The sequence below is a fragment of the Bradyrhizobium sp. 61 genome (assembly GCF_023073075.1).
GTDB lineage: Bacteria > Pseudomonadota > Alphaproteobacteria > Rhizobiales > Xanthobacteraceae > Bradyrhizobium > Bradyrhizobium barranii.
Genome location: NZ_JADPIU010000088.1, coordinates 265,418 through 287,257 on the forward strand (window position 1 = coordinate 265,418; position 21,840 = coordinate 287,257).

Genomic DNA, 21,840 nt, shown 5'->3' on the forward strand with positions numbered 1-21,840 from the left:
GCGTGTCATCCATTCCCGGATGCCGCGTGGCCGAGATCACCGGTCAGCAGCGTGATGTAGTGAAACGGATCTGGTAATCCGCGGCAACTCAGCGCCATTGGCGGAAAGCCTTCCCCTCCGGCGGTCCACCAGAAGCTAGCTGCGGCGTAGACCTGTGGGTTGGCGGCGCAAAGTGCTGCAAACGACCCCGCGAAGGCGTCGACCGCCGAAGCCCTCCCCATTGCCGCAGTACCAAGCGACGTGATCGGCGGACCGCCGGCGATGGTCTCCTGCAGTCGTGGCACCGCAAGCCGATCCAGTGCATCGGAGATCTGCTCGTAGGTTGCGGCCCGATCCAGGGTCGAAAGCATGAACGCTTCCACTTGCCCGAACCATTCGTCCTGCGGATCAATGCTCGGCGGCGGCAGCGAGACGGCCTCGCCGGTCACCGCATGCAGGGTCAAAGGATAGTATCGCCCCACCCCGTCGAGTGAGGGCATGATCGCACCCGCCACTGTCGTGCCGCAGATCGCGGCGCCAAGCCAAAACCGCCAGACCGGAGCGGTCAGAAAGGCCTGCTGCCATCCTGGGCCAAGCTGGTGGCGACTTGCTGACAGCGCAGCCTGTACCCACGGCTCCCAGGCTTCCAGGAAGCTGCGCGGGGTCGCGATCGCGATGAAATCGCGCTTGGCGCCGATCTTGCCGAATAGCCCGCAACGCATGGTCATATCCCGGTCGGGCAACGAAACTCGCGCAGCACTGACAGATTCAGCGGGTTGCGCAACGACCCAGTCGAAATTTGATAGTTGAGCTCGCGCCCCGCGACGATGAAAGTCGCGCTGGCCGTTTCCGCTTTCACAACCAACGAGCCCGCCTCCAGCATCCGAAACAACGACCAGGGACCAATGCGCTCGAGCACGGATGGCGCGCCGGTGTCGTTACTAACTGAAATTGCCGTTCGCGGCGCTGGGCCCGGCCATAGGACGGTCGTTGGCGAGTTGCTCTGAGGCGGTGGCGGTGGCGTCGGTTGCGGACCGCCGAACAAGGACGACGTGGCCGGTCCGGGAATGGTTGGGCTCGCAATCGTGGTGCCGCCGATCTCGGTCTTAACGGTCACGCCTGGCCCCGGTGCCCCAGGAGGCCGGATCGCGAAAGAAACGGCGGGCACACCGCCGCCCGTCTGGAAGAACGCATCCCGGATATAGGCCGCATTCTGGAATTGTTTGAGCGTGTCGGGCGAGAACGACCGACCAACGGGGCTCTCCTTGCGCCAAGCCCAGTCCGACCGCGACGTGTCGGCATAAGGTGCCAGGTACTGGGTGAAGAACTTGTCCATAACGCCATTCGGACTGAACAATTTGGCAAAATCCGCCAGCGGGACTTCCTGGCCGCTGCTGCGGACAAACGGGTAGCGGTTGGTCACGGTCTGTTGGCAGACCGGCGTGACCTGATCGCGCAACGTTTGCAGGATTTGCCCGGCGGTTGAAGCCGCGATGCTGCCTTCGAACTCCGCGGCTGCTGCGCGCAGCATGTCGGAGAATGGCGGTGGCATGCGCGAGGCATTGTTGCGGAGCGCTGCGACCTGGGTCTGAAGCGCAGCCGTGGCCTGTGCTGTCAGTTGGGGATTCTCGATGATCAACGTCAGGTTCTGCGCGATGTCGTTCAGGTTCGCGACGGTCGAGTCGATCGGCCGGCGGGTGCTCTCGCCTTCGAGCGCCGCGTGGTAAGGTTTGAACTGTGCCTCGATCGTCGCGCCGGGCGGTCCATCCTGGGCATTCGTGAAGAGTGCCGGCGCCGGTGCGGCAGCTGGCGCCGAAGCGTTCGCCGGCTTCGCCCGTTCCTTGGTCAGCACCGTCTCATCGCGCACCGATTCCAGAATTTGCCGCATCGGCGAGGTCGGCGCCGAAAGCGCCCGCAGCACCTCGTATTTCGGCTTGTCGGCGAGCAGCTTCTTCAGGCGCAGGCTCCCGAGCGCCGTTCGCCAGGTCGTCACGAAATCGTTGGAATAGATGTTGAGCAGATCGCCGGCCAGATTGTCGTACTGCTGGTCGATGGCCGACTGCTGGCCTGCATCACCCAAAACCCATCGCTCCCGCTTCATCCGCTCAGACAATCCGGACAGCCGGGCGACGAACTTCTGATGGAAGCCGTTATACGTGAAGAACTCAGGTACCCGCACCGCGTCCAAAGGCTGCCCCGTCGTGGTTTCGAACACGACACCCATGTCGGGTCCACCATGGCGGCCAGCGATCCAGTCGCCAGCGGTCGATGCGCGCGCCTCCGATTTCAGAAACTCGTAGGCACGTTGCGACACGCTCAGGCGCGCCAAGGAGCTCTGGGCCTGCTTGATCAACCGGCCGTCGAGTTCGACCAGCGGCGGCTGCTCGGTCTCGAGGTCGAACATTGCCACGAGGTTCTCGTCGAGCAGACGCCGCCCTTCCGCGTTGGTGGCGCCAGGATAGAGGTTGTCCGCCCAGTCACGTTGCATCCAGGAGCGGATCAGCTCGCGGTCCGGCGACTGCAGGCCGCCGACCATCAGATAGACCTTGAGCGCCTCGTAGACGAAGGCAGGTTCGTTGATGCGCGCATTGAGCTGCTCCTCGAGGCGATACAGCAGGCGCGGCCGGAACATGCGCTCAAGCGCCGTATGATAGGCCGCCTTCGAGGGCGACAGCAGCCGGGCGTGCTGACTGAGCCCGTAGCGAGCCGACAGAGGCACCGACTCGCCGCGCGATCCGTAGCCTGCCGGGGCGTTGCGCAGCCGGTAGAGTAGCGGAAGCACCTTGTCGAGATCATGATCGGCAATCAGCGTCTGCTTGATAAGTGGTGCGCCGGCGGCCGCATACTCGCTATCCGCCTGCAGGCTTTGCTCGATCAAATCGGAGTTCCGCTTGTAGCTCATCAGCCAAGCTGCGATCAGTCCGATCGAGACCAGGCCGATCAATGACAGGGCCGCGGTTTTCAGAATCAGCGCGCGGCGCACCGCGGCACGGTCGGTCGAGACCCAGTCGGCCTCGCCGATGATGACCTTGGAAATCAGATCGGCGAGGAAGAAGCTCTTGCCCGTGCCCGAATAGGATCCGGAACCGACCTCCTCAGCGCCGAACGTACGTGCCAGCGACCCGATCAATTGGTCGATCGGCGTGCCCTGCTGCGTACCCGAGGTGAAGTAGAAACCGCGCAGGTTCGCGTTCACGTGATAGCGCGTCGGCTCGAAGATCTGGTTGAGGAAGTCGTGGATCTGGGGCTTGAGCCGCGCCATCTGTGCCGGAAAGCCGAACAATTGCACGCGGTGCTGGGGTGTCGGCTCGTCCTGCAGACGGTCGAGCGTCTCCTCGCTCAGGCGCTCCAGCAGACGGTCGAACTCGACCGGGATCTGCCCCACCAGATTCTGGGTCTTGTCTGCGGTCTGGAATGTGGCACCCCAGACCTGGCGGCGGCCGGCCTCCCCGAGATAGGCGAAATACTCGGTGAAGCCGGCAACGAGATCGGCTTTGGTAAATAGCGCGTAGACCGGGAAGCTGACCTTGAGCCTCTGATGCAACTCGAGCAGGCGCATCCTGATGGCATCGGCGTGAAGTGCGAGTTCCTGCTTCGGCAGCGTCAGGATGTCTTCGATACTGATGGCGACAAGGACGCCGTTGATCGGCTGGCGCGACCGGCTTTTCTTCAGGATGTCCAGGAACGCCAGCCAGCTGTCCTTGTCGGCCTTGCTGTTGGAGTCCTGGGTCGTGTAACGGCCGGCGGTATCGATCAGCACCGCCTCCTCGGTGAACCACCAATCGCAGTAGCGCGTACCGCCGACCCCCGCGATCGCTGCGGGCGTCGCCCCGCGCGCGAGCGGAAACTTGAGCCCGGAATTGACCAGCGCCGTGGTCTTGCCGGCGCCGGGCGGACCGATGATGACGTACCACGGCAGATCGTAGAGATAGCCCGACTTGTTGCCGCTGGCGGTCTTCAGCGTCGCGAGCGCATCCTTCATGCGCTCCTTGAGCACCGGTTCATCGCTGACGGGCTGGTCCGCACCAGCGATGCCATCGGCAATCTCCTTGGCACTCTTGCGCCGCTTGAACAGATTGAGGCCAACGATGCCTGCCACGACCGTGGTGAGCAGCAGAATAGCGATCTGCCGGACGATATGGTTCTCCAGCGGCCGCCAGTCGCCGAACGCGATGAAGGGACCGGCGAGATAGATCACCGCTCCGAGCGAGCTGAGCCCTACTCCGTAGAGAACGATGCGAAGAATGTCCTTGGCAAGCATCTAACCGTACCTGTCGCAAACCACCTGACCCGGCGGTATCTGCCTATTCGCTGCGTTCGATAAAGATCTCGACGCGCCGGTTCTTGGCGCGTCCCTCGGGTGTCGTGTTGCTGGCGATTGGCGCATCTGCTCCTTTGCCCTCGACGTCGACGCGCGAACCATCGGTCAAGCCAGGCTTCAATGTCGCGGCAACCGCCTTGGCGCGCTCGACCGACAACTCGAAATTTGTCGGGAAGCGGACTGTGCGGATCGGCGAACTGTCGGTATGGCCAACGACCCGGATCCGTCCCGGCTCCTTGTCGAGGGTTGCCGCGACGCGGAGTGCGATCGGCTTGAAGCCGTCGAGGATGGTCGCCTGGCCCGACGCGAACAACGCCAGGTCGCAGACCCTGATCACGATGAAGCTCGGGGTCTGGTCCGCCGTCATGGCACAGGCGGTGTTCTCCTTCGCGAGCGCGTTGCGGATGCGTTGCAACTGGGTGATGCGATCCGGTGGCGGCGGAGGTGGCGGCGGCGGCGGTGGTGCAACGATCTGGCGCTTGAGCTCGATCGGGCCGGCTGGATGGAGCGCGAGCGCCACCTCGGCAGCATTCTCTGCCCGGCCAGCGAGGAGCGTCCGCAGGACGAAATAGGACCCGGTCAGCAGCGCGGCGACGACAGCCGCGACGAGCCAGACCGGAACGCGCAGACGCTGCCGGCGCCCCGCCAGCGCCTGCCCGCGCCAGTTGGGCGACAGGTCGCTCATCGTCTTCGGCCGGACCCGGCGCAGCAATTCATAGAGGTTACGCTGGATCAGCTGCAGGTTCGCAAGTCCGCCCGCTGACGTCCGGTGAATGCCCTGAAAACCAAGCGCAAGGCAGGCGTGCTGAAGTTCGAGGACCGGATAGTTGACCAGTGGATCAACCTTCAAATGGTCGAGGATCTCGAAGAAACGGACGCCGCCGACACGCTCGCCGAAGAACCGGCTCAGCATCGAATATTGCGTCCAGACGTGGCGCTCCTCGGTCGGGATGTGCTGCACGATATCGTCGGCAGTCGCACACAGGATGTATTTCGCTGTGTTGGCCTGGTGCTCGGATATGCCCGCGGAACGGATGTCCTTCTCGAAGAACTTGATCGCGTCTGCAACCTGCTCCATCAAACTCGCGAATGACGCGCGCATGAGCGCCACCCGCAACCGACCAAGCAGCTGCAGCAACGGGCCCGCAGCGCGCATCACTGGATTAGCATTTGGCGCGACGAGATCGTCGACGCGCAACGGCGGTCCTGGCGGTAGCATGGGCTGCTGCGCCTGGGCTTGCGCGGGTGTCGATATCCATTCCTCAGCGGGATGGCTGGCCGGCGCGGAGGCGTAGTTCGAGCCCTGCGGGACTGGAGAAAATGATGGCGGTGGCGCCGGCGCGCCGGGAGAGGGTACCGGTGATGGCGAATAGCCTGGACGTGCCGCAGGCCCCTCGCCCGGCGGCGGCTGAGAGGTCGGCGCCGGCGGCAACTTCCCGCCGGGGTTGGGACGGATGATCGTCCGTTCGCCCCGACCGAAAGGATTGACCGGCTTGTCCCTGTCGCTCATGGCCTGTCTTCCAGGATGGCCCAAAGATACAGCTCAAGCTCCGGCCAGTCGCCGGAGAAATGCATTCCGATCGAGGCCGCCGTGCTGAACTCGGGCCACAGCGGCGACTTGCGGTCGAGATAGAAATAGACGTGATCCGTGATGGCCCGGATGTGCGGCGGCGGCGTCGGCAAATGCGCCAAGGTCAGGCCCGGCAAGTTTGCGTGCACGATCTCGTTCATCTTGGTGTTCGGCCCGACCTTGAACAGGTGCGGGAAATCGTTCTGGATCTCCACGAGCGGCCGCCGTGCGGCAACCTCCAGCACCAGGGTCGCGTTTCGGAATAGCGCTCGATCGCGGATCGGCGACACGAACGCATTCTGTGCGCGCTCGATGATCTCCAGGCGGATCGCCCGCCGGCCCAATCGCGCGCTCAAGAAGTCCTGGATGTCGCTCACCAAGGGTGTGAAGACGTTCTCGAGATCGTCGTGATCGTAAGCCGGATAGTTGCGCGCCCGCCGTTCCGCCGTAGAAAATGTCGCAAGTTCACCCGCGAATCTCAGCAATTCCTCGTACAGGCGCTCGGGGTGCACGCTGCCGGAGCGCTGGAAATGGGTCAGGACGGGAATGGTACGGTTCAGCACTTGCAGGACCAGATAGTCGACGCTCTGCAACCCACCGCCGGATGACGGATCGACCGCGTAACGCGCCAGCTCGTCGAGTTTAGTCTCAACCCAGCCGATGATGCGGTTGAGCCAGCCATCAATGATCGGATGCGCGGCGCAGATCAGCATCGGCGGCACGAATTTATCGTCGAACAGGATGTTCTTGTCGCGCACCTCGAGAATGCGCGCGATGCCGAGGCCCATGTATCCGGGCTTGCTGCTCTTGCGCAGTTCGAACGACAAGCGCGGATAAGCGATGTCGATCTCTTCCTCGATGCGTAGCGCAGAGGTCGAGTCAATGAAGGTTTCCGAACTACGAACATAACGACTGGCGCTGTCGGTGCGATCCTCGTCGACCTCGCGGGTGTTTGGCGCCGCGACCGGCATCATCAGCCAGACGATCTGGCCTGCGGCCGTCTCCGGCACATCGATCGCTTCGGGAATTTGGCTGTCCGCGGGGATATCGAACGGCGTACCGTCCGGCATGACGCCGGACGCATTGCGCACCGCGAACTTGCTCTGTTCGGTAAGGTCCTTGTCGATCTCCAGCTGGGCAAAGCCCCACGGGTATGGTGTCGTGTAACGAACGCGCTTTTCCAGCAAGTGTTCGATGTAGCGGTCGTTCTGCTGCAGATGATGCGGCCGCAGAAACAGACCTTCCGACCAGAAAACTTTGCTGTACCAAGACATTCCTACATCCACTTAGAAATTGTCGGCAGCCGCGTGGTCGCCGATAGTTTACTTTGAACCGGGCTTGTCACCGCGGTCGTAATAGTTCGAGAAATGCAACATAAAGGTTTCGATCGGCGCGCTGTTGTCGCGGCCAAGATGCGCCTTCCAGCGCGTCAAGAACTCGTCCCAGAGTTTGCCCTTGTTCGTGCCGAGCCAGGAGCTTGCGCCACGCTGAAGCTCGAGCTCGCGCGCCATCAGCGTCGGATCTATGCCCGCAATCAGCTCATGGACAGCGTGCTGCATCGCCATGTAGGTCTTCAACTGATGTGACTTGAGATCACTGAAGCCTTGTGCAAAGGCGCGCTGTGCGTCGAGGTAGCTGCGCGTCGGCGGCCCAAAGAGAATGCGCATCGCTTCTTCCGAGGTCGGCGAGAACTTCAGCGGATTATTTTCGAGGGCTTGGACGGTGGTTTGGCTGGTGCTACGGGTCAGCTGCTTGGCTTGGGTCCGCGCCTGCAGCAGCGCTATCAGATTATCCACGGTCATACGCAAGATGACGCCAAGCTGTTCGGCGAGTTCGGCATCGGACTTGCTGGCAAAGAAATTGTCCGGCAATCCTGCAGCGCGCGCCACCAGTCGCGCGAACTCGGTACCGCCGACTGGCTTGGCCGTGACAGGTCCCTCGTCTGCCGCTTGCGCCGGGCGCGATGGCGATGCTGGCGGCTGGGCAGCGGCTGGTTCATCATCGATCCATACCGACGGCCGGCGTGGGGTCGGCATAATGGGCGGGCGCTCGACTTGCGGTTTCGGCGCGTTGGCTGGACCGGCTGCCCAGTTCATGTCGTCGTCCTGCTCGGACGGTTGGTACGGAGACGCCGGCGGTGACCGTCGGAAAGGGTCTACACCCGGTGCCGGGACGCTCGCCGCCCAATCCAGGAACCCCGGATTGACGGGTCGCGCAGCCTCGCGTGGCTTCTTCAACAGTTGCGGATCGATCGGCGGCGGAACGTCACGATCGGCTGTCCAAAGCTCTCCGTAGTCGGCATGCTGCTGGACCGAGGGTTCGCGCAGTTGCGCCTCATGGTTTGGGCTGGGCCCGCCGGCCTCATTCTCCAGCGAAACTCCGATGATGTAGTGGCCGATCGTGAGTCGGTCACCGTCGCGCAAGCGGTGCGGCCCCCGCATGCGCTGGTCGGTACCATTGAGAAAGGTGCCGTTGGTCGAAACGTCGTGCAGCCAATAGCCACCGTCGCGAAAGTGCACCTCGCAATGCTTTCCGGAAATCGTCCGCGCCGGATCCGGCAGCGTCCAGTCGAGGTGACGGTCCCGGCCAATATCGACTGAACGCCTGCCGGTGACCGTAAACGACACAGGCCCGCCATCCGGAAGGTTCGGCTCGTTCTCGATATTAAAGCGAAGCACCATCACATCGTCTCGTTAGCGCGGAGGGCGCGGTTCGCCGCGTGCCAATTGAATACCATCCTCTAGGCATGACGTCATTATCCGGTCCCGGGAGTCACGGGGGAGCCGGCAGAGGCCGATCAGCAGTGCTGCACGCACCGCCCGCGCGGCCTGATCTGGCTTAGCTTCCACGGGCGCAAATTCCGGGGGAACCACGCTTCCGCCGGACCAGCCGGCCGCCAGCGCCAGCCATGTCGCCGGCTGCTCAGGATCATTGGCATTGCCGACAGCCAGCGCCTTGTTCCGGGACTGCTCGTCCGGTTGCCGGACCCAGGTCTCCACAATATTGAGCGACCTGGTATCGCTGGCGTCGAAATGGTCGAACATCAGTCGCAGAGAGCGACATCCCCAGGCAACTGCTACGCGCCTGGGAAGCAGATAGGCACAGTAAGACACGGCCGGGTGCCAATTCCGCGCATCGGCGGCCTCCTGAAGGAAGTCCAGCGAAGGCTTGTCAGCGTCGGCTTTGCCGACATCATAACGCGCCAAGGGATAGGCCTGAAACAGATCCTGAACCGTACCGAACCGAACTTGTCCCATGACCGTCAACCAACAAGGGTTGGAGTACCGTGGGCGACCAGCGGACCACCGGCAGCAAGCGCCATGCCGGCCTGCGCCGTCATGGCGATCGTCGGCGCGTTGATGACGATGCCCGCCGGGGTCAGGATGATCTGACTAGGACCCACCTGTAGGGTGATGTTCGCATTGGCCATGAGCGTGATGCTGAGGCCTGCATTGACAGACTGGTCCATGGCCAAAGTGATGTGCTGACCACCCAACTGGATATCGAGCTTATCATTGCCGTTCTTGAGCGTGGTGTTGCGCGTGTCGCCGCCAAATGCAGCTTCGCCGATGGTACGTGTCTCGGTGTCGCGGACCGTTACGTCGTGGTCCTTCTCGGCATGCACCGTGATCTTCTCGGATCCCTTCTTGTCCTCGAAGCTCCACTCGTTGAAGCCGCCGCCACCTTTGGTGGAGTCCGACTTCAATCCCCCGATCGTCTTCTTCGACGGCAGATCGTAGGGCAGCTTGTATTCGTCGTTGTACACGGTGCCGATCACCAGGGGCCGGTCCGGATCCCCCTCCAGGAATTCGATAACGACTTCCTGTCCGACGCGCGGGATGATCTGACCGCCCCAGCGCTTACCAGACCAAACCTGAGCCACGCGCAACCGGCACGACCGCTTCTTCTTCCGATCCCAGAAAAAGCGGACATAGATTTCGCCCAGGGACTCGACGTCGATTTCCTCGCTCGAATTATCGTCCTTGGTCACCACCTTGGCCGTCTGGATGCCGTTGATTCTTGGCTTCGGCGTCATCATCAGCGCTCGAAACGGCCGATCACTCGGCAAGAACTCGTAGCTGCCGAAATAGACGTGTTGCCCTGCGTCGCTCGGACCGCCGGTGCGATAGGATTCGATCGAGAACGAGTGCACAGCTCGCACCACGAGGTATTCGACGTTCTGCGAGTCCTTGGAGTGCCTTTCGAGCTTCGTCAGCCCACCGGGGAACAGGTTGACGGCGTCGCCATTGCCGCGGCGACGCCGATCCATCGCTTGCTCTGCCTGGAGCTGGATCTTCGCGTAGCGCTCGCCGTCGGATTTCTCCTTGAACTTCCCGGGATAGTCGTAAAACTCCATCTCCGACCGAGTGTAATGCTCGGAGCCCTTGGCGTCGCTGATCATCTGAGCGTTGGGCTTCTGATAGTTGTAGTCGTTGAGTTCGATCTTGCCGGTACGAAACCGTCGCTCCGATACCCATTCATAGATGTGCTGCTCGCTTCGCCGGTCGGCACCCGCCAGCGGGATGTAGGGAATCGTAGCAAGACCTTTGATCGGACTGTGCGACGATTTGGAGTCCGCCAACACCAGCGTGTGTTTGCCGCCCTCATGCTTGAAGAAGTAGTAGATCCCGTGCTGCTCCATCAGCCGGCACACGAAGTTCATGTCGGTCTCGCGGTACTGAACGCAATATTCGAGCTTCGGACAAGAACCCTCTTCGGTCAGTTTGGATTCATAGTCGGTGAAGCCGCGTTCGTTGAAGACCTCTTTGATGATGTCGGGCGCCTTCTTGTCCTGAAAGATCCGGCAATCGGTGGTCCGCGACAACAGCCATAACCAGGGCCTCAGCACGATCCGGTAGCTGAAATAGTCGTTCTTCACCCCGAGCCACTGGGCCTCCGTCAGAATGCCGCTGAACTCGCGCTCCTTTTCATGCAGCTTTATGGTCAGCGTGCACTGCTGACCGATAGCGCGGTCGAAGTCGAGGTCGGCATCCTCACTGAGACACTCGATGCGATACTCGAACAGTTCGCTGAGACCTTCCGAGCCTTCGAATCCGGCAAAAACCAAAACGTCCTTGCCAAGAGGCGTCTTGAGTTCGCAGAGGCGGGTATCCTGAGTAAGCTGGCCCATGTGGGCTTAAACTCCCTCCTTCGATCGAATGACCCGCTGCAAAAAAGCTGATCAGACGTTATGCAAGAACGGCGGAAATCCTGCGTGCCGCCGGCTGTGCCGGCAAGCCCGCCCCAGGGCTGGGCTTCCTGACGTTCCACAACGGCCGCCAAAGAACTACCCCGGGCCATCAAGTAGTCGGCTCCAAGAGCTTGCCGGTTCACGCGAAAATGGCATGATCTTCGGGAATGAACCAAGGTCGGCAGGCATCTGACCCATAGGTATAGATTCCGGATCATGCACCCCCGCGCGATCCCCTAGTCGCCACGGGCTCGGCAGCGGGGCCGTGATCGAGCAGATGGACGGTCCGCATATGCTTGACGTCGCCTCCCTGACGCAGCCCATTGCCGCTGACGATCCCTGCGGGCCGGATCTCGACGCCATCGGAGACGTCCAATATCTGAACTTCTTCGCAGGTGCGGAATCGCTGCTACCGATGTCGTTCTTCGAGGTCGTCAATGCCAACGGAGAGCGTGGACGCTTCGATCCAAAGGCAGTCGATTTTGCCGGCCAGTTTGCCGCCGCGCAGCCCCTTCTGGCGCGTACCCGCGATCTACGTCTGAACCTGCTGCTAGCCAAGTTTTCAATCCTCAACCGCGATCTCGACGGCTTTCTCTGCTGCCTGAAGGCGACCAACCTGCTGCTGCGCGAGCAGTGGGAAGCGGTGCATCCGAAGGGCGAGGACGGCGACTACGCGCTTCGCGCCGTCACGGTCGAGGCAATCGACGTGTTCCCGACCGTGATCAACCCGCTCCAGTTCCTTCCCCTGATCGAGAACCGCAGACACGGCAACCTCAACTACCGTGCTTATCAGATCGCTCACGGCGAAATTCCCGCCGGCGACGCCGACGCCGACGGGCCTGATCTTGCGGCCATCGAGCGCATCGTCAGCGAGACAGATCTCGACACGCTCAAGGCAGCCAGCGGGCGGTGCTCCGCAGTTGCTGCTGAAATCGCGGGTATCAAGCAAACCTGGCACGAGAAGTTGAACGCGGGGCAACCGATCAGCCTCGACAGGCTCTCTGGCTTGGTTAACGGCATGGCTGCCTGGCTTGCGGGTCTGGTCGCGTTGCGCGATCCGGCCGCGATCGCCGCAACCGCGGAAGATGTCGGTCCTGTCGATACACAGGCGCCGTCAGACACGACCGGGGTGGTGACTTCATCCGCACAGGCATCTGCAGCGCTTGCAGCAGTGGCAGACTATTTTGCCCGAATGGAACCATCCAACCCGGCACTGTTGCTGGTGCGTCAAGCGCAGGAGATGGTCGGCAAGTCATTTATTGAAGTTATGCGGATGCTGGTGCCTGCGCACGTGGAGAGCGCTGCGATCAACATCGGACGCGACAAGGTCTTCGACCTGCCGATCGAACGGATGGCGGAACTCGCCACGTCACTCTCATCGACGGCCGAGAACAACACGCAAGACATTGTATTTTCAGTGGAAAGCAGAGCGCAAGCCTTGGGCCTGCTGGCGAAGGTGGCGTCGTTTTTCCGAACCGCAGAGCCGTCCAGCCCCATCCCCTTTTTGGCAGATCGCGCGCGCGACCTCGCGCAACGAGACTTTCTCAGCCTTTTGAATGATGTTCTTCCTGAGGGAGCGCTTAAAACAATCGACAGATCGCATTGAACCCAGCTTTCGCTCGAGGGCACTAAATGGACACAAGGATGTTTGCCGACCGCAGCAACTTGAAGTCCCCTAGCCGATCTGCGTCGCGCAAATTCGACGTCTAAAGCGATTTCGTAGTGAGGGAACCATGGCTACAGATAGCGGTCAAAAATTCATTCGTCGAAATCGCGCACCACGCGTGCACATCACATACGAAGATCCTTACGACGCCGAACGGCTGATCGAACTGCCGTTCGTCATGGGCGTCCTCTCCGACCTTTCCGGCAATAACCCCGGCGTCGAGAAGGCGAAGGTCGAGGAGCGCAAATTCCTCGAGTTCGACATGGACAATTTCGACAGTCGCATGGCGGCAATCCAGCCCGGCGTGACGGCGCGCGTCGCCAATCGTCTCAGCGACGGATCAGACGAAAAACTTTCGGTCAATCTGCGCTTCAACAAGATGGCCGACTTCACGCCCGTGGCCGTCGCCCGCCAGGTGCCGGCTACAGCCAAGCTGCTCGAGGCGCGCGAACAACTTGCCAACCTGCTGCGCTACATGGATGGCAAGGTAGCCGCCGAGGATCAGCTGAAAAAACTTCTGGCCGATCCTCAACTGATGGCAGCGCTTCGGGAACGCGCGATCAGCCAGTCGACCGAACCTGGCACCGAGAGCTAAGGAAGGAACGGGGACCATGGCAAAAGAAGCTGTTCACAAAGAGAGCACCACCCAGGTCAAGACCGTCGAAGCTGACGAGTTTGCCACTCTGCTGAAGCAAAGCTTCAAACCGCGCACCGAACGCGCAGCGACCGAGGTCGACAACGCGGTATCCACGCTCGTTCAAGAGGCATTGAAAGACTCGAGCGTCATCAAGTCGGACGTGCTCGACACGATCGAGGAGATGATCGCGCGGATCGACCAGAAGCTGACCGCACAGATGAACGAGATCATTCACGCACCCGAATTCCAGGCGATCGAAAGTACCTGGCGGGGCCTCCACTACCTCGTCTTCAACTCGGAGACCGACGCCAACCTCAAGATCCGGGTCATGAACGTCTCGAAGACCGAGCTGTATCGTAATCTGCGGCTTTACCCCGATGCGCGCTGGGACCAGAGCCCATTGTTCAAGCAGATCTACGAATACGAGTTCGGCCAGTTGGGCGGCGAGCCGTTCGGCTGCCTTATCGGCGACTACTATTTCAGCCACCTCCCCACCGACGTGCAGTTGCTGCGCGATCTCAGCAAGATCGCCGGCGCCGCACACGCCCCCTTCTTCAGCGGCGCCGAGCCGACGCTGATGGGAATGGACTCGTGGACCGAATTGTCCAACCCTCGCGATATCGGCAAGGTGTTCGACACGCCGGAATATGCCGCATGGAAGGGACTGCGCGACCAGGACGACTCGCGTTATCTCGGCCTGTGCATGCCGCGCGCGCTGGGTCGCCTCCCCTACGGCGCGAAATCGGAGCCTGTGGAAGAGTTCGCCTTCGAGGAGGAGACAGACGGGCACACCGGCGACAAATACGGCTGGATCAACGCGGCCTATGCGATGGCGGTCAACATCAACCGCGCCTTCAAGGAGTTCGGCTGGTGCACGCGCATCCGCGGTGTGCAATCCGGCGGAGAGGTCATCAATCTGCCGACGCACACATTCCCGACCGACGACGGTGGCGTCGATCTGAAATGCCCGACCGAGATCGCCATCAGCGATCGCCGCGAGCACGAACTTGCAAAGGCGGGCCTCATCCCGCTGATCCATCGCAAGAACACCGACAAGGCCGCCTTCATCGGCGCCCAGTCGCTTTACAAGCCGAAAAAGTATTTCGGCGAGAAGGGCGTGGATGCAACCGCGTCCGACAACCTGTCGTCACGTCTGCCCTACATGTTCGCAGTGTCTCGCTTTGCGCACTATCTGAAGTGCATGGTTCGCGACAAGATCGGATCCATGAAGGAGAAGGATGAGCTGACGGTCTGGCTGCAAACCTGGATCAACGAGTACGTTGATGCCAACCCAGCCCTATCGTCAGAAGCTCAGAAAGCGCGCAAGCCGCTGGCCGCTGCGAAGGTAGAGGTCATAGCAAACGAGGAGAACCCGGGATATTACAACGCGCGCTTCTTTCTTCGTCCGCACTTTCAATTGGAAGCGATGGATGTCGGCCTCAGTCTGGTTTCACGCCTGCCAGGTCCCAGCTCCTGACGCTGCAGCATCGCAACCGTACACACAGAAATTTGAGAGGACCATGCTATGGCTGTCGACATCTTCCTGAAACTCGATCCGATCAAGGGCGAGTCGCTGGACGACAAGCACAAAGACGAAATCGATATTTTGAGCTGGTCGTTCGGCGAGAGCCAGACCGGTACCTTCCACAGCGGATCGGGCGGCGGCGCCGGCAAGGTCAGCGTGCAGGATCTTCACTTCACGCACTTCGTTGACAAAGCCACGCCGGAACTTTTCAAGGTCTGCGCAAACGGCAAGCATATCGACAGCGCGATCCTGACGGTCCGCAAGGCCGGCGAAAACCCGCTGGAATATCTCAAGATCGAGATGAAGCAGGTTCTCGTCACGAGCGTATCGACAGGCGGATCGCACGGCGAAGATCGCCTTACCGAAAACGTGAGTCTGAACTTCGCGAAGGTCAAGATGATCTACAAGACCCAGACGGAGAAGGGTGGCGCCGGAGCTTCGCCGACGTTTGGCTGGGATGTTCCTGCCAACAAGGAATGGGCCTGATTGTCGGCCCCTCGCCTGGCGCCGGTTGCGAATGGCGAACCGGCGCCAAGCGGTGCGATTTTGATCGCACCTCTCGTCCGGCCCGGTTGCGGGCCCGAAAGCCTGCTGGGCGACGCCAAGTCGGACACCAACGTGCGCCCCCCGGGATTGCATGCGAGTTGGGCGTCATGGGGACCGTGAATGACCATTGCACCAAAGAAGGATCGGCTCTCTCCCCCACTGATGCTGGCATTTCGCTCAGCCCATGAAGCGCGCGACGCACGCAAGAAGCTCAATCTACGCGATGAGTCTGGCGAGCGGGTCATTGCAGGGCGGCGGAGCGCGGGCCGATTTCCAATCTCGGAAACGTTGCTCCGGCGCGAGGTCTCCCATGACCTCGAAACGCTCCTCAATACCATTGCCCTGGAATCGACCCTGGATCTGGACGGCCGCGATTGCGTCCGAACCTCAATCCTGAACTTTGGCTTCCCTGATATTGCCCACCGTTCGATCGACGAGGTCGCCGACGACGAGCTCACCGACGCGTTGCGCGAGACGCTCACGACTTATGAACCGAGGCTCGATCGCAACACCATCCGGGTCCGACGCGACGGCTCGGTCGGCCCCGAGCAACTCAAGCTGCGCTTCATCGTTCACGCCGACCTGAAGGCCGAGCCGCTCAACGTCCCCGTGGAGTTCGTCGCCGACGTCGACCTCGACAGCGGCGATATCCAGATCAACCGACTTTAGCATGAACCGCGAATTCCTGGATTTTTACAATCGTGAACTGTCACTGCTCTACGAGCAGGCCGGGGATTTCGCCGAAGAGTATCCCGGCATCGCAGAACGCCTCGGTGGGCTGATCCGGGATCGCTCAGATCCCATGATCACAGGATTGCTGGAAGGTGCCGCATTTCTCGCCGCTCGCGTTCAGCTCAAGCTCAAGCACGAGTTCCCGGAATTCACTGCAAACCTGCTCGAGCAACTGGTTCCGAATTACCTAGCCCCGACTCCGTCGGCCATGCTGGTCACGGCACGCCCCCCCTATGCCGACCCGGCGCTACGCGATGGCAAGAAGATCGCGCGCGGCGCCTATTTCGACGCCACCTATCGCGAGAGAGAACGAAGTCTTTCCTGCCGATTTCGACTTTGCCGCGATATCGCTCTTTGGCCATTTGACGTCACTGGCGCCGAATACTTCTCGACGGCAGGCGCGCTGCAGGCGCTCGGGATTCCCGTCGGCGGCGACGTCATCGCCGGGCTCAGGCTGTCGTTGACCCACCGTACCGCGGCCCGGCTCGATGAGGAGCTGCCGGACGCAGAGGCCAGGGCCAAGCCGGAAACCTGGTTTGCAGGCTGCCGCACGAGCGAACTTCCGATCTACCTTTCAGGCGCGGAATCCGACGCCATTGCGCTTTACGAGCAATTGATCTCGAACTGCAGGGGCGTCTACTTCCGGCATCTCGATGATTTCGGCGATCCGGTTGTGACTCGTGCGCCCCATGACTGCGTGCAGCAGATTGGTTTCGACGAAGACGAGTCGCTGTTTCCCAGCGACAACCGGGTCTTTCGCGGCTCGGAGCTGCTGCGGGAATATTTCATGTTTCCACGCAAGTTCCTCGGCTTCAACCTGACGGGACTTCGCAGCGTGATGCCACGGCTGCGCAGCAAATCGATCGATATCGTCTTCGCTTTCGATGAACACAATTCACGGCTTGCCGCCGCGGTGCGGCCCGATACCTTCAGACTCTATAGCGCGCCGGCAATCAACCTGTTCGAGAAGACGAGCGATCGCATCCCCGTCAAATCGAATACGCACGAGTACCATGTGGTGCCCGATCGCAGCCGCTATCTGGAATACGAACCGCACCAGGTGCTCGAAGTCTACGCGCACTTTCCGGCTGACAAGGACAAGCGGCCGGTGCGCCCGCTGTATTCGGCCGCCGTCGACCGGACCAGCGGATCGGTCGAGGGGCTTTATTTCACCGTTCGACGGTTGCCCCGGCGCCGCACGGTGGGAGAAAAGACGTATGGCGCATCCTCGGACTACACCGGGACGGACATGTTCCTGTCTCTGCTGGAGCCCGGTGAACTTAGCGGCGAAGGTGCGGTCGCCGAACTCAGCGTCCGGGCGCTGTGCTCCAACCGGCATCTCACGGAACACTTGCCGGTCGGCCAGGGCGGCGCCGACTTCCGCCTGCTGGACGATACTTCCCTTGATCTGATGTGCGTCGCTGGTCCCACCCGACCACGCGAACCGATCGTGGCCCAGATGCGCAGCCGCAGCGAGATCGCGAACAGCGGAATCGTCAGCTGGCGGCTGATCAACATGCTGAGCCTGAACTATCTTGGCCTCGTCGAGCGCGGTGGCGGCAAGAACGCCGGAGCCCTGCGCGAAATGCTGTCCTTGTTCGCCGACCAGTTCGACGACGCCACCGAACGCAAGATCCGCGGTGTGCGCAGCATAGAAAGCCGGCCCGTCGTACGGCGGGTGCGCGAGCGCACCGGCAGCGGCGCAGCGCGCGGCCTGGAGATTACTATCACGCTCGACGAGAAGGCCTTCGAGGGCAGCGGCGTGTTCTTGCTCGGAGCCGTGCTGGAGCGCTTCTTCGCAGACTATTCGGGCTTCAATACCTTCACACAGACGGTCGTCTCGACGCCGGAGCGCGGCGAGATCATGCGTTGGCCGCCGCGCATGGGCACGCGGAGACCTCTATGACGCTGATCGACCAGATGAAGGCGGAGCCCTGGCGGTTCGATTTCTTCAATACGCTGCGCCAGCTCGAGCGCGCCAACTCGGATCGACCGCGGATCGGTGACAGTGCTGCACGCCGCGAGGAGTATATCGACCTCGGCCAAGTGCCTTATCTGGAGTTCCCCGCCTCCAACCTTGCGGCCGTCGACGACGTGGGTGGCCGGCTCAGGATATTCGTCAAATTTCTCGGTCTCCTGGGGCCGCAGGGCGCGCTGCCGCTTGCCACCACCGACGAAAGCCTCAGTTGGTGGCTGATGCGGGATGACGCCTTCCCGCGCTTTCTCGATCTGCTCAACGGACGCTTTCTGCAACTCTTCTTTCGCGCCTGGGCGGATGCGCGGCCGATCGCTCAGCACGACCGTCCGGCGGATGATCGCTTCATCGCCTATGTCGGCTCCTTCACCGGCCTCGGCTCCGATGTTTTCGCCGATCGAGACACCGTACCGGACATGGCGAAGCTCAGCTTTGCCGGACTGATCTCCCCCAAAGCGAAGTGTGCGTCACGGTTGACGCGGTTCCTGCAGGGGCTGTTCGACGTCAAGGTCGAGATCGACGAATTTGTCGGCACCTGGCTGTCATTCGACCCAAGTCATTGCAGCCGGCTCGGCGGAACCCATGCCAGCCTCGGCCGGGACGCTCTTCTGGGCTCACGCGTGTTCAGCGTCGAGGACAAGATCAGGGTGCGGGTCTTCGTCAAGAATTTCACCCAGTACGAACAGTTCTTGCCGACCGAAGCGCGCAACTTGTCGGAGCCTCTGGCGGACGCCGTGTTCTTCTATATCGGCGACGAATTGGAATGGGAGGTGGAGCTCGCCATTCCGGCGGGAGAGGTCGTCCCGGTCAGGCTCGGACAGAGCGGACGACTTGGATGGACCACCTGGGTTTCGCCGAATTGGACTTCCACGGAAGAATATCGCCGCGATGCCCGCTTTCAGCTCGGCGAGCGCTTGAGCGCCCGTCGGGCCGCCGCAGCCGATGCCCCGGCGATTTGAACCTATCCGTAGCGCCGATTGCCTAAAGCTATGGGATTCGATGAAATTTCCGCTTGATGCCAGGCATCCGCGGATGGATTAAGCAGGAGGATCCGCCGTGACCGACATCAGCATTGAGGCTGTAACGGGCAAGCTGAACCGGGCCGGCTATGATGCCTTCATACAGGCCCTGCGCCACGCAAAGAGCGCCGGCAATCGTAACGTCGAGCTAGCGCACTGGCTGTTTCATATCCTGCAGCAGGAACGCAACGATCTCAGCCTCTCGGTCGATCATTACAAGCTCGACCGGGCACGCTTGTTGTCGGACCTTGCTGGCGTGATCAATGGCTTTCGTAAGAACGAAACCGACATGCCGGGCGTCGCCAATCCGGTCATCGATCTGCTCGATCGGGGCTGGCATTATGCCACGCTGTTCTTTGGCGAAACCCAGATCCGCACCGGTCATCTGCTCGTGGCGGGCCTGAAATCGAACGATATTCGTCGCACACTGAACAACCTCTCGCAGGAATTCGCCAAGGTCAACGTCGACGCACTCGCCGCGGAACGCCGCAACGTCTGGGCCGGCTCCGACGAGGAGACCATGCGGCCGATGGACGGTTCGGGCCTGGTCGGCGCAGGCACGGAAGGCGCGGCCCAAGCGGGTCCCAAGGGGACGACGCCGCTCGATCGGTTCTCTCAGGATCTCACCGCCAAGGCCAAATCGGGTGAGATGGATCCGATCCTTGGCCGGGACGAAGAAATCCGCCAACTGATCGACGTGCTGATGCGACGGCGGCAGAACAATCCAATTCTTACCGGCGAGGCTGGCGTCGGCAAGACCGCAGTTGTCGAGGGATTCGCCCAGCGAATCGCCGCCGGCGACGTGCCGCCACCGCTCCGCGGTGTAAGGCTTTGTGCGCTCGACATCGGCCTGATGCAGGCCGGTGCTTCCATGAAGGGTGAGTTTGAACAGCGCTTGCGCTCGGTGATCGACGAGGTCCAGAGCTCCCCCACCCCCATCATCCTGTTCATCGATGAAGCCCACACATTGATCGGCGCTGGCGGCGCGGCCGGCACCGGTGATGCGGCCAATCTCCTGAAACCTCCTCTCGCCCGTGGCACGCTGCGCACGATCGCCGCCACCACATGGGCAGAATATCGCCAGTATATCGAGAAAGACCCCGCGCTCACACGACGCTTCCAGCCGATCCAGATCGATGAACCGGAAGTGGAGACCTGCTGCATCATGCTGCGCGGACTTCTCGGTCCGATGGAAAAGCACCACGGCGTTCGCATCTCCGATGCTGCGATCGTCGCGGCGGTCAACCTGTCCCACCGCTACATTCCTTCACGGCAGTTGCCGGACAAGGCGGTCAGCCTGCTTGATACCGCCTCGGCGCGCGTGGCCATCAGCCAGAGCGCGACGCCAGCCCTGATCGAGGATGCACGCGTTGCGATTACCGCTCGTGAAGCTGAGAAATCGGCACTCGTCAGCGACAGCGATCTTGGGCTTAAGGACAGCGACCGCATCACGGCGATCGACAACGACATCGCGGCACTGAAGGACAAGCTGACAAACCTCGAATCCGATTGGGCCAAAGAGCAGGAACTCGTCAAGGACATCCGGAGCATCCGAGAGATTCTGTCCCAGCCCAAAGAAGGCGAAGATCCGGCCGTCAGGCGCGCGGAGTTGCGCGGCAAGTTCGACACACTTGAGAGCATCCATCCGGAGAAGCGGATGGTCTATGCCCATGTAGACCAGCAATCGGTGGCGTCCGTTGTCTCTGACTGGACCGGCATCCCGGTCGGCCGGATGATGCGCGACGAGATCGAAACCGTGCTGAAGCTACCGGAGATCCTCAACCGCCGCGTCGTCGGCCAGTCTCATGGGCTGACGATGATCGCCAAGCGAATTGAGACCAGCCGCGCTAAGCTTGACAACCCGTCGAAACCGATCGGCGTGTTCATGCTGGCTGGTCCGTCCGGCGTGGGCAAGACCGAAACCGCCCTGGCGCTTGCCGAGACCCTTTACGGCGGCGAGCAGAACATGATCACGATCAACATGTCGGAGTTCCAGGAAGCGCACACCGTCTCGACCTTGAAGGGTGCACCTCCCGGCTATGTCGGCTATGGCGAAGGTGGACGCCTCACCGAGGCTGTCCGGCGCAAGCCCTACAGCGTCATCCTGCTCGACGAGGTAGAGAAAGCTCATCCCGACGTCCACGAGATCTTCTTCCAGGTGTTCGACAAGGGAACCATGGAGGACGGCAACGGGCGGCGGATCGACTTCAAGAACACCTTGATCATCCTTACCACCAACGTCGGCACCGATCTGATCATGGGCCTTTCGCGCGATCCAAAGTATCGCAGCGAGCCGGAAGAGCTCGCCAAGATGCTGAGGCCGGAATTGCTGAAGGTGTTTCCTGCAGCGCTGCTCGGACGCATCGTCTCGATACCGTACTTCCCGCTATCCGACGAGATGCTCGCCGGGATCGTTCGGTTGCAGCTCGACCGGATCGGACGACGCCTCCGCGACAATCATAACGCGTCCTTCGACTACGATGACGCGGTCGTGGAGCACATTGTGTCACGTTGCAACGACCCGGATTCCGGCGGGCGAATGATTGACAACATCATCACCAACACCCTGCTCCCGGAGCTGTCGCGCGAGTTCCTCAGCAAGTCGCTTGCCAAGGAAGAAATCAAGCAAGCGCGGGTCTCGATCGAGAACGACAAGTTCGCATATTCGTGGAATTGAGG

Annotated in this window: 15 protein-coding genes; 8 read left to right on the top strand and 7 right to left on the bottom strand. The window is 61.5% G+C overall.

Annotation, left to right across the window (positions count from 1 at the left end; translation table 11 throughout):
* Positions 1-5 precede the first annotated feature (5 nt).
* Genes tagF through tssI form a run of 7 tightly spaced genes read right to left on the bottom strand, consistent with a single transcriptional unit; the run spans position 6 to position 11,001 of the window.
* Complete coding sequence (gene tagF, locus IVB46_RS37760; RefSeq protein ID WP_346016157.1) at positions 6-707, bottom strand: type VI secretion system-associated protein TagF; 702 nt, start codon at positions 705-707, stop codon at positions 6-8.
* Positions 704-4,240, bottom strand: coding sequence for a type VI secretion system membrane subunit TssM (tssM, locus tag IVB46_RS37765; protein ID WP_247344854.1), 3,537 nt, complete (start codon positions 4,238-4,240; stop codon positions 704-706). Before tssM ends, tagF begins: the two co-directional genes overlap by 4 nt.
* 43 nt (positions 4,241-4,283) lie before the next feature.
* Entirely contained in the window at positions 4,284-5,810 is a 1,527-nt protein-coding gene (gene tssL / locus IVB46_RS37770) for a type VI secretion system protein TssL, long form (protein ID WP_256468690.1), read from the bottom strand.
* Complete coding sequence (tssK, locus tag IVB46_RS37775) at positions 5,807-7,144, bottom strand: type VI secretion system baseplate subunit TssK (RefSeq protein WP_247303726.1); 1,338 nt, start codon at positions 7,142-7,144, stop codon at positions 5,807-5,809. The genes tssL and tssK overlap by 4 nt, the downstream gene beginning before the upstream one ends.
* A gap of 48 nt (positions 7,145-7,192) precedes the next feature.
* The gene (gene tagH / locus IVB46_RS37780) at positions 7,193-8,551 is read right to left on the bottom strand and encodes a type VI secretion system-associated FHA domain protein TagH (protein WP_247303728.1); all 1,359 of its coding nucleotides are present in this window, start codon (positions 8,549-8,551) and stop codon (positions 7,193-7,195) included.
* Positions 8,552-8,563: 12 nt separating this feature from the next.
* Entirely contained in the window at positions 8,564-9,127 is a 564-nt protein-coding gene (locus IVB46_RS37785) for a hypothetical protein (RefSeq protein WP_038935432.1), read from the bottom strand.
* A 5-nt stretch (positions 9,128-9,132) separates the two neighbouring features.
* Complete coding sequence (gene tssI / locus IVB46_RS37790) at positions 9,133-11,001, bottom strand: type VI secretion system tip protein TssI/VgrG (RefSeq protein WP_247303731.1); 1,869 nt, start codon at positions 10,999-11,001, stop codon at positions 9,133-9,135.
* A 352-nt stretch (positions 11,002-11,353) separates the two neighbouring features.
* On the opposite strand from tssI, the gene IVB46_RS37795 reads away from it, so the two are divergent.
* The 8 genes from IVB46_RS37795 to tssH all read left to right on the top strand — a co-directional run bounded on the left by IVB46_RS37795 (position 11,354) and on the right by tssH (position 21,838).
* Positions 11,354-12,667 (top strand): type VI secretion system ImpA family N-terminal domain-containing protein, encoded by a 1,314-nt coding sequence (locus IVB46_RS37795; RefSeq protein ID WP_247304755.1) that lies wholly within the window; start codon positions 11,354-11,356, stop codon positions 12,665-12,667.
* A gap of 127 nt (positions 12,668-12,794) precedes the next feature.
* Positions 12,795-13,322: a type VI secretion system contractile sheath small subunit gene (tssB, locus tag IVB46_RS37800; RefSeq protein ID WP_028150766.1), complete on the top strand. Its 528-nt coding sequence runs from the start codon at positions 12,795-12,797 to the stop codon at positions 13,320-13,322.
* 16 nt (positions 13,323-13,338) lie between these two features.
* The gene (gene tssC, locus IVB46_RS37805; protein WP_071911365.1) at positions 13,339-14,841 is read left to right on the top strand and encodes a type VI secretion system contractile sheath large subunit; all 1,503 of its coding nucleotides are present in this window, start codon (positions 13,339-13,341) and stop codon (positions 14,839-14,841) included.
* Positions 14,842-14,889: 48 nt separating this feature from the next.
* Complete coding sequence (locus IVB46_RS37810; protein ID WP_014493489.1) at positions 14,890-15,375, top strand: type VI secretion system tube protein Hcp; 486 nt, start codon at positions 14,890-14,892, stop codon at positions 15,373-15,375.
* Between the two features lie 180 nt (positions 15,376-15,555).
* A complete protein-coding gene (tssE, locus tag IVB46_RS37815; RefSeq protein WP_175627381.1) occupies positions 15,556-16,104 on the top strand; it encodes a type VI secretion system baseplate subunit TssE in 549 nt (182 codons plus the stop codon).
* Between the two features lies 1 nt (position 16,105).
* Positions 16,106-18,073: a type VI secretion system baseplate subunit TssF gene (gene tssF, locus IVB46_RS37820; RefSeq protein WP_247303733.1), complete on the top strand. Its 1,968-nt coding sequence runs from the start codon at positions 16,106-16,108 to the stop codon at positions 18,071-18,073.
* Positions 18,037-19,101: a type VI secretion system baseplate subunit TssG gene (tssG, locus tag IVB46_RS37825; RefSeq protein WP_247303735.1), complete on the top strand. Its 1,065-nt coding sequence runs from the start codon at positions 18,037-18,039 to the stop codon at positions 19,099-19,101. The genes tssF and tssG overlap by 37 nt, the downstream gene beginning before the upstream one ends.
* Before the next feature lie 97 nt (positions 19,102-19,198).
* Entirely contained in the window at positions 19,199-21,838 is a 2,640-nt protein-coding gene (tssH, locus tag IVB46_RS37830; RefSeq protein ID WP_247303738.1) for a type VI secretion system ATPase TssH, read from the top strand.
* Positions 21,839-21,840 lie beyond the last annotated feature (2 nt).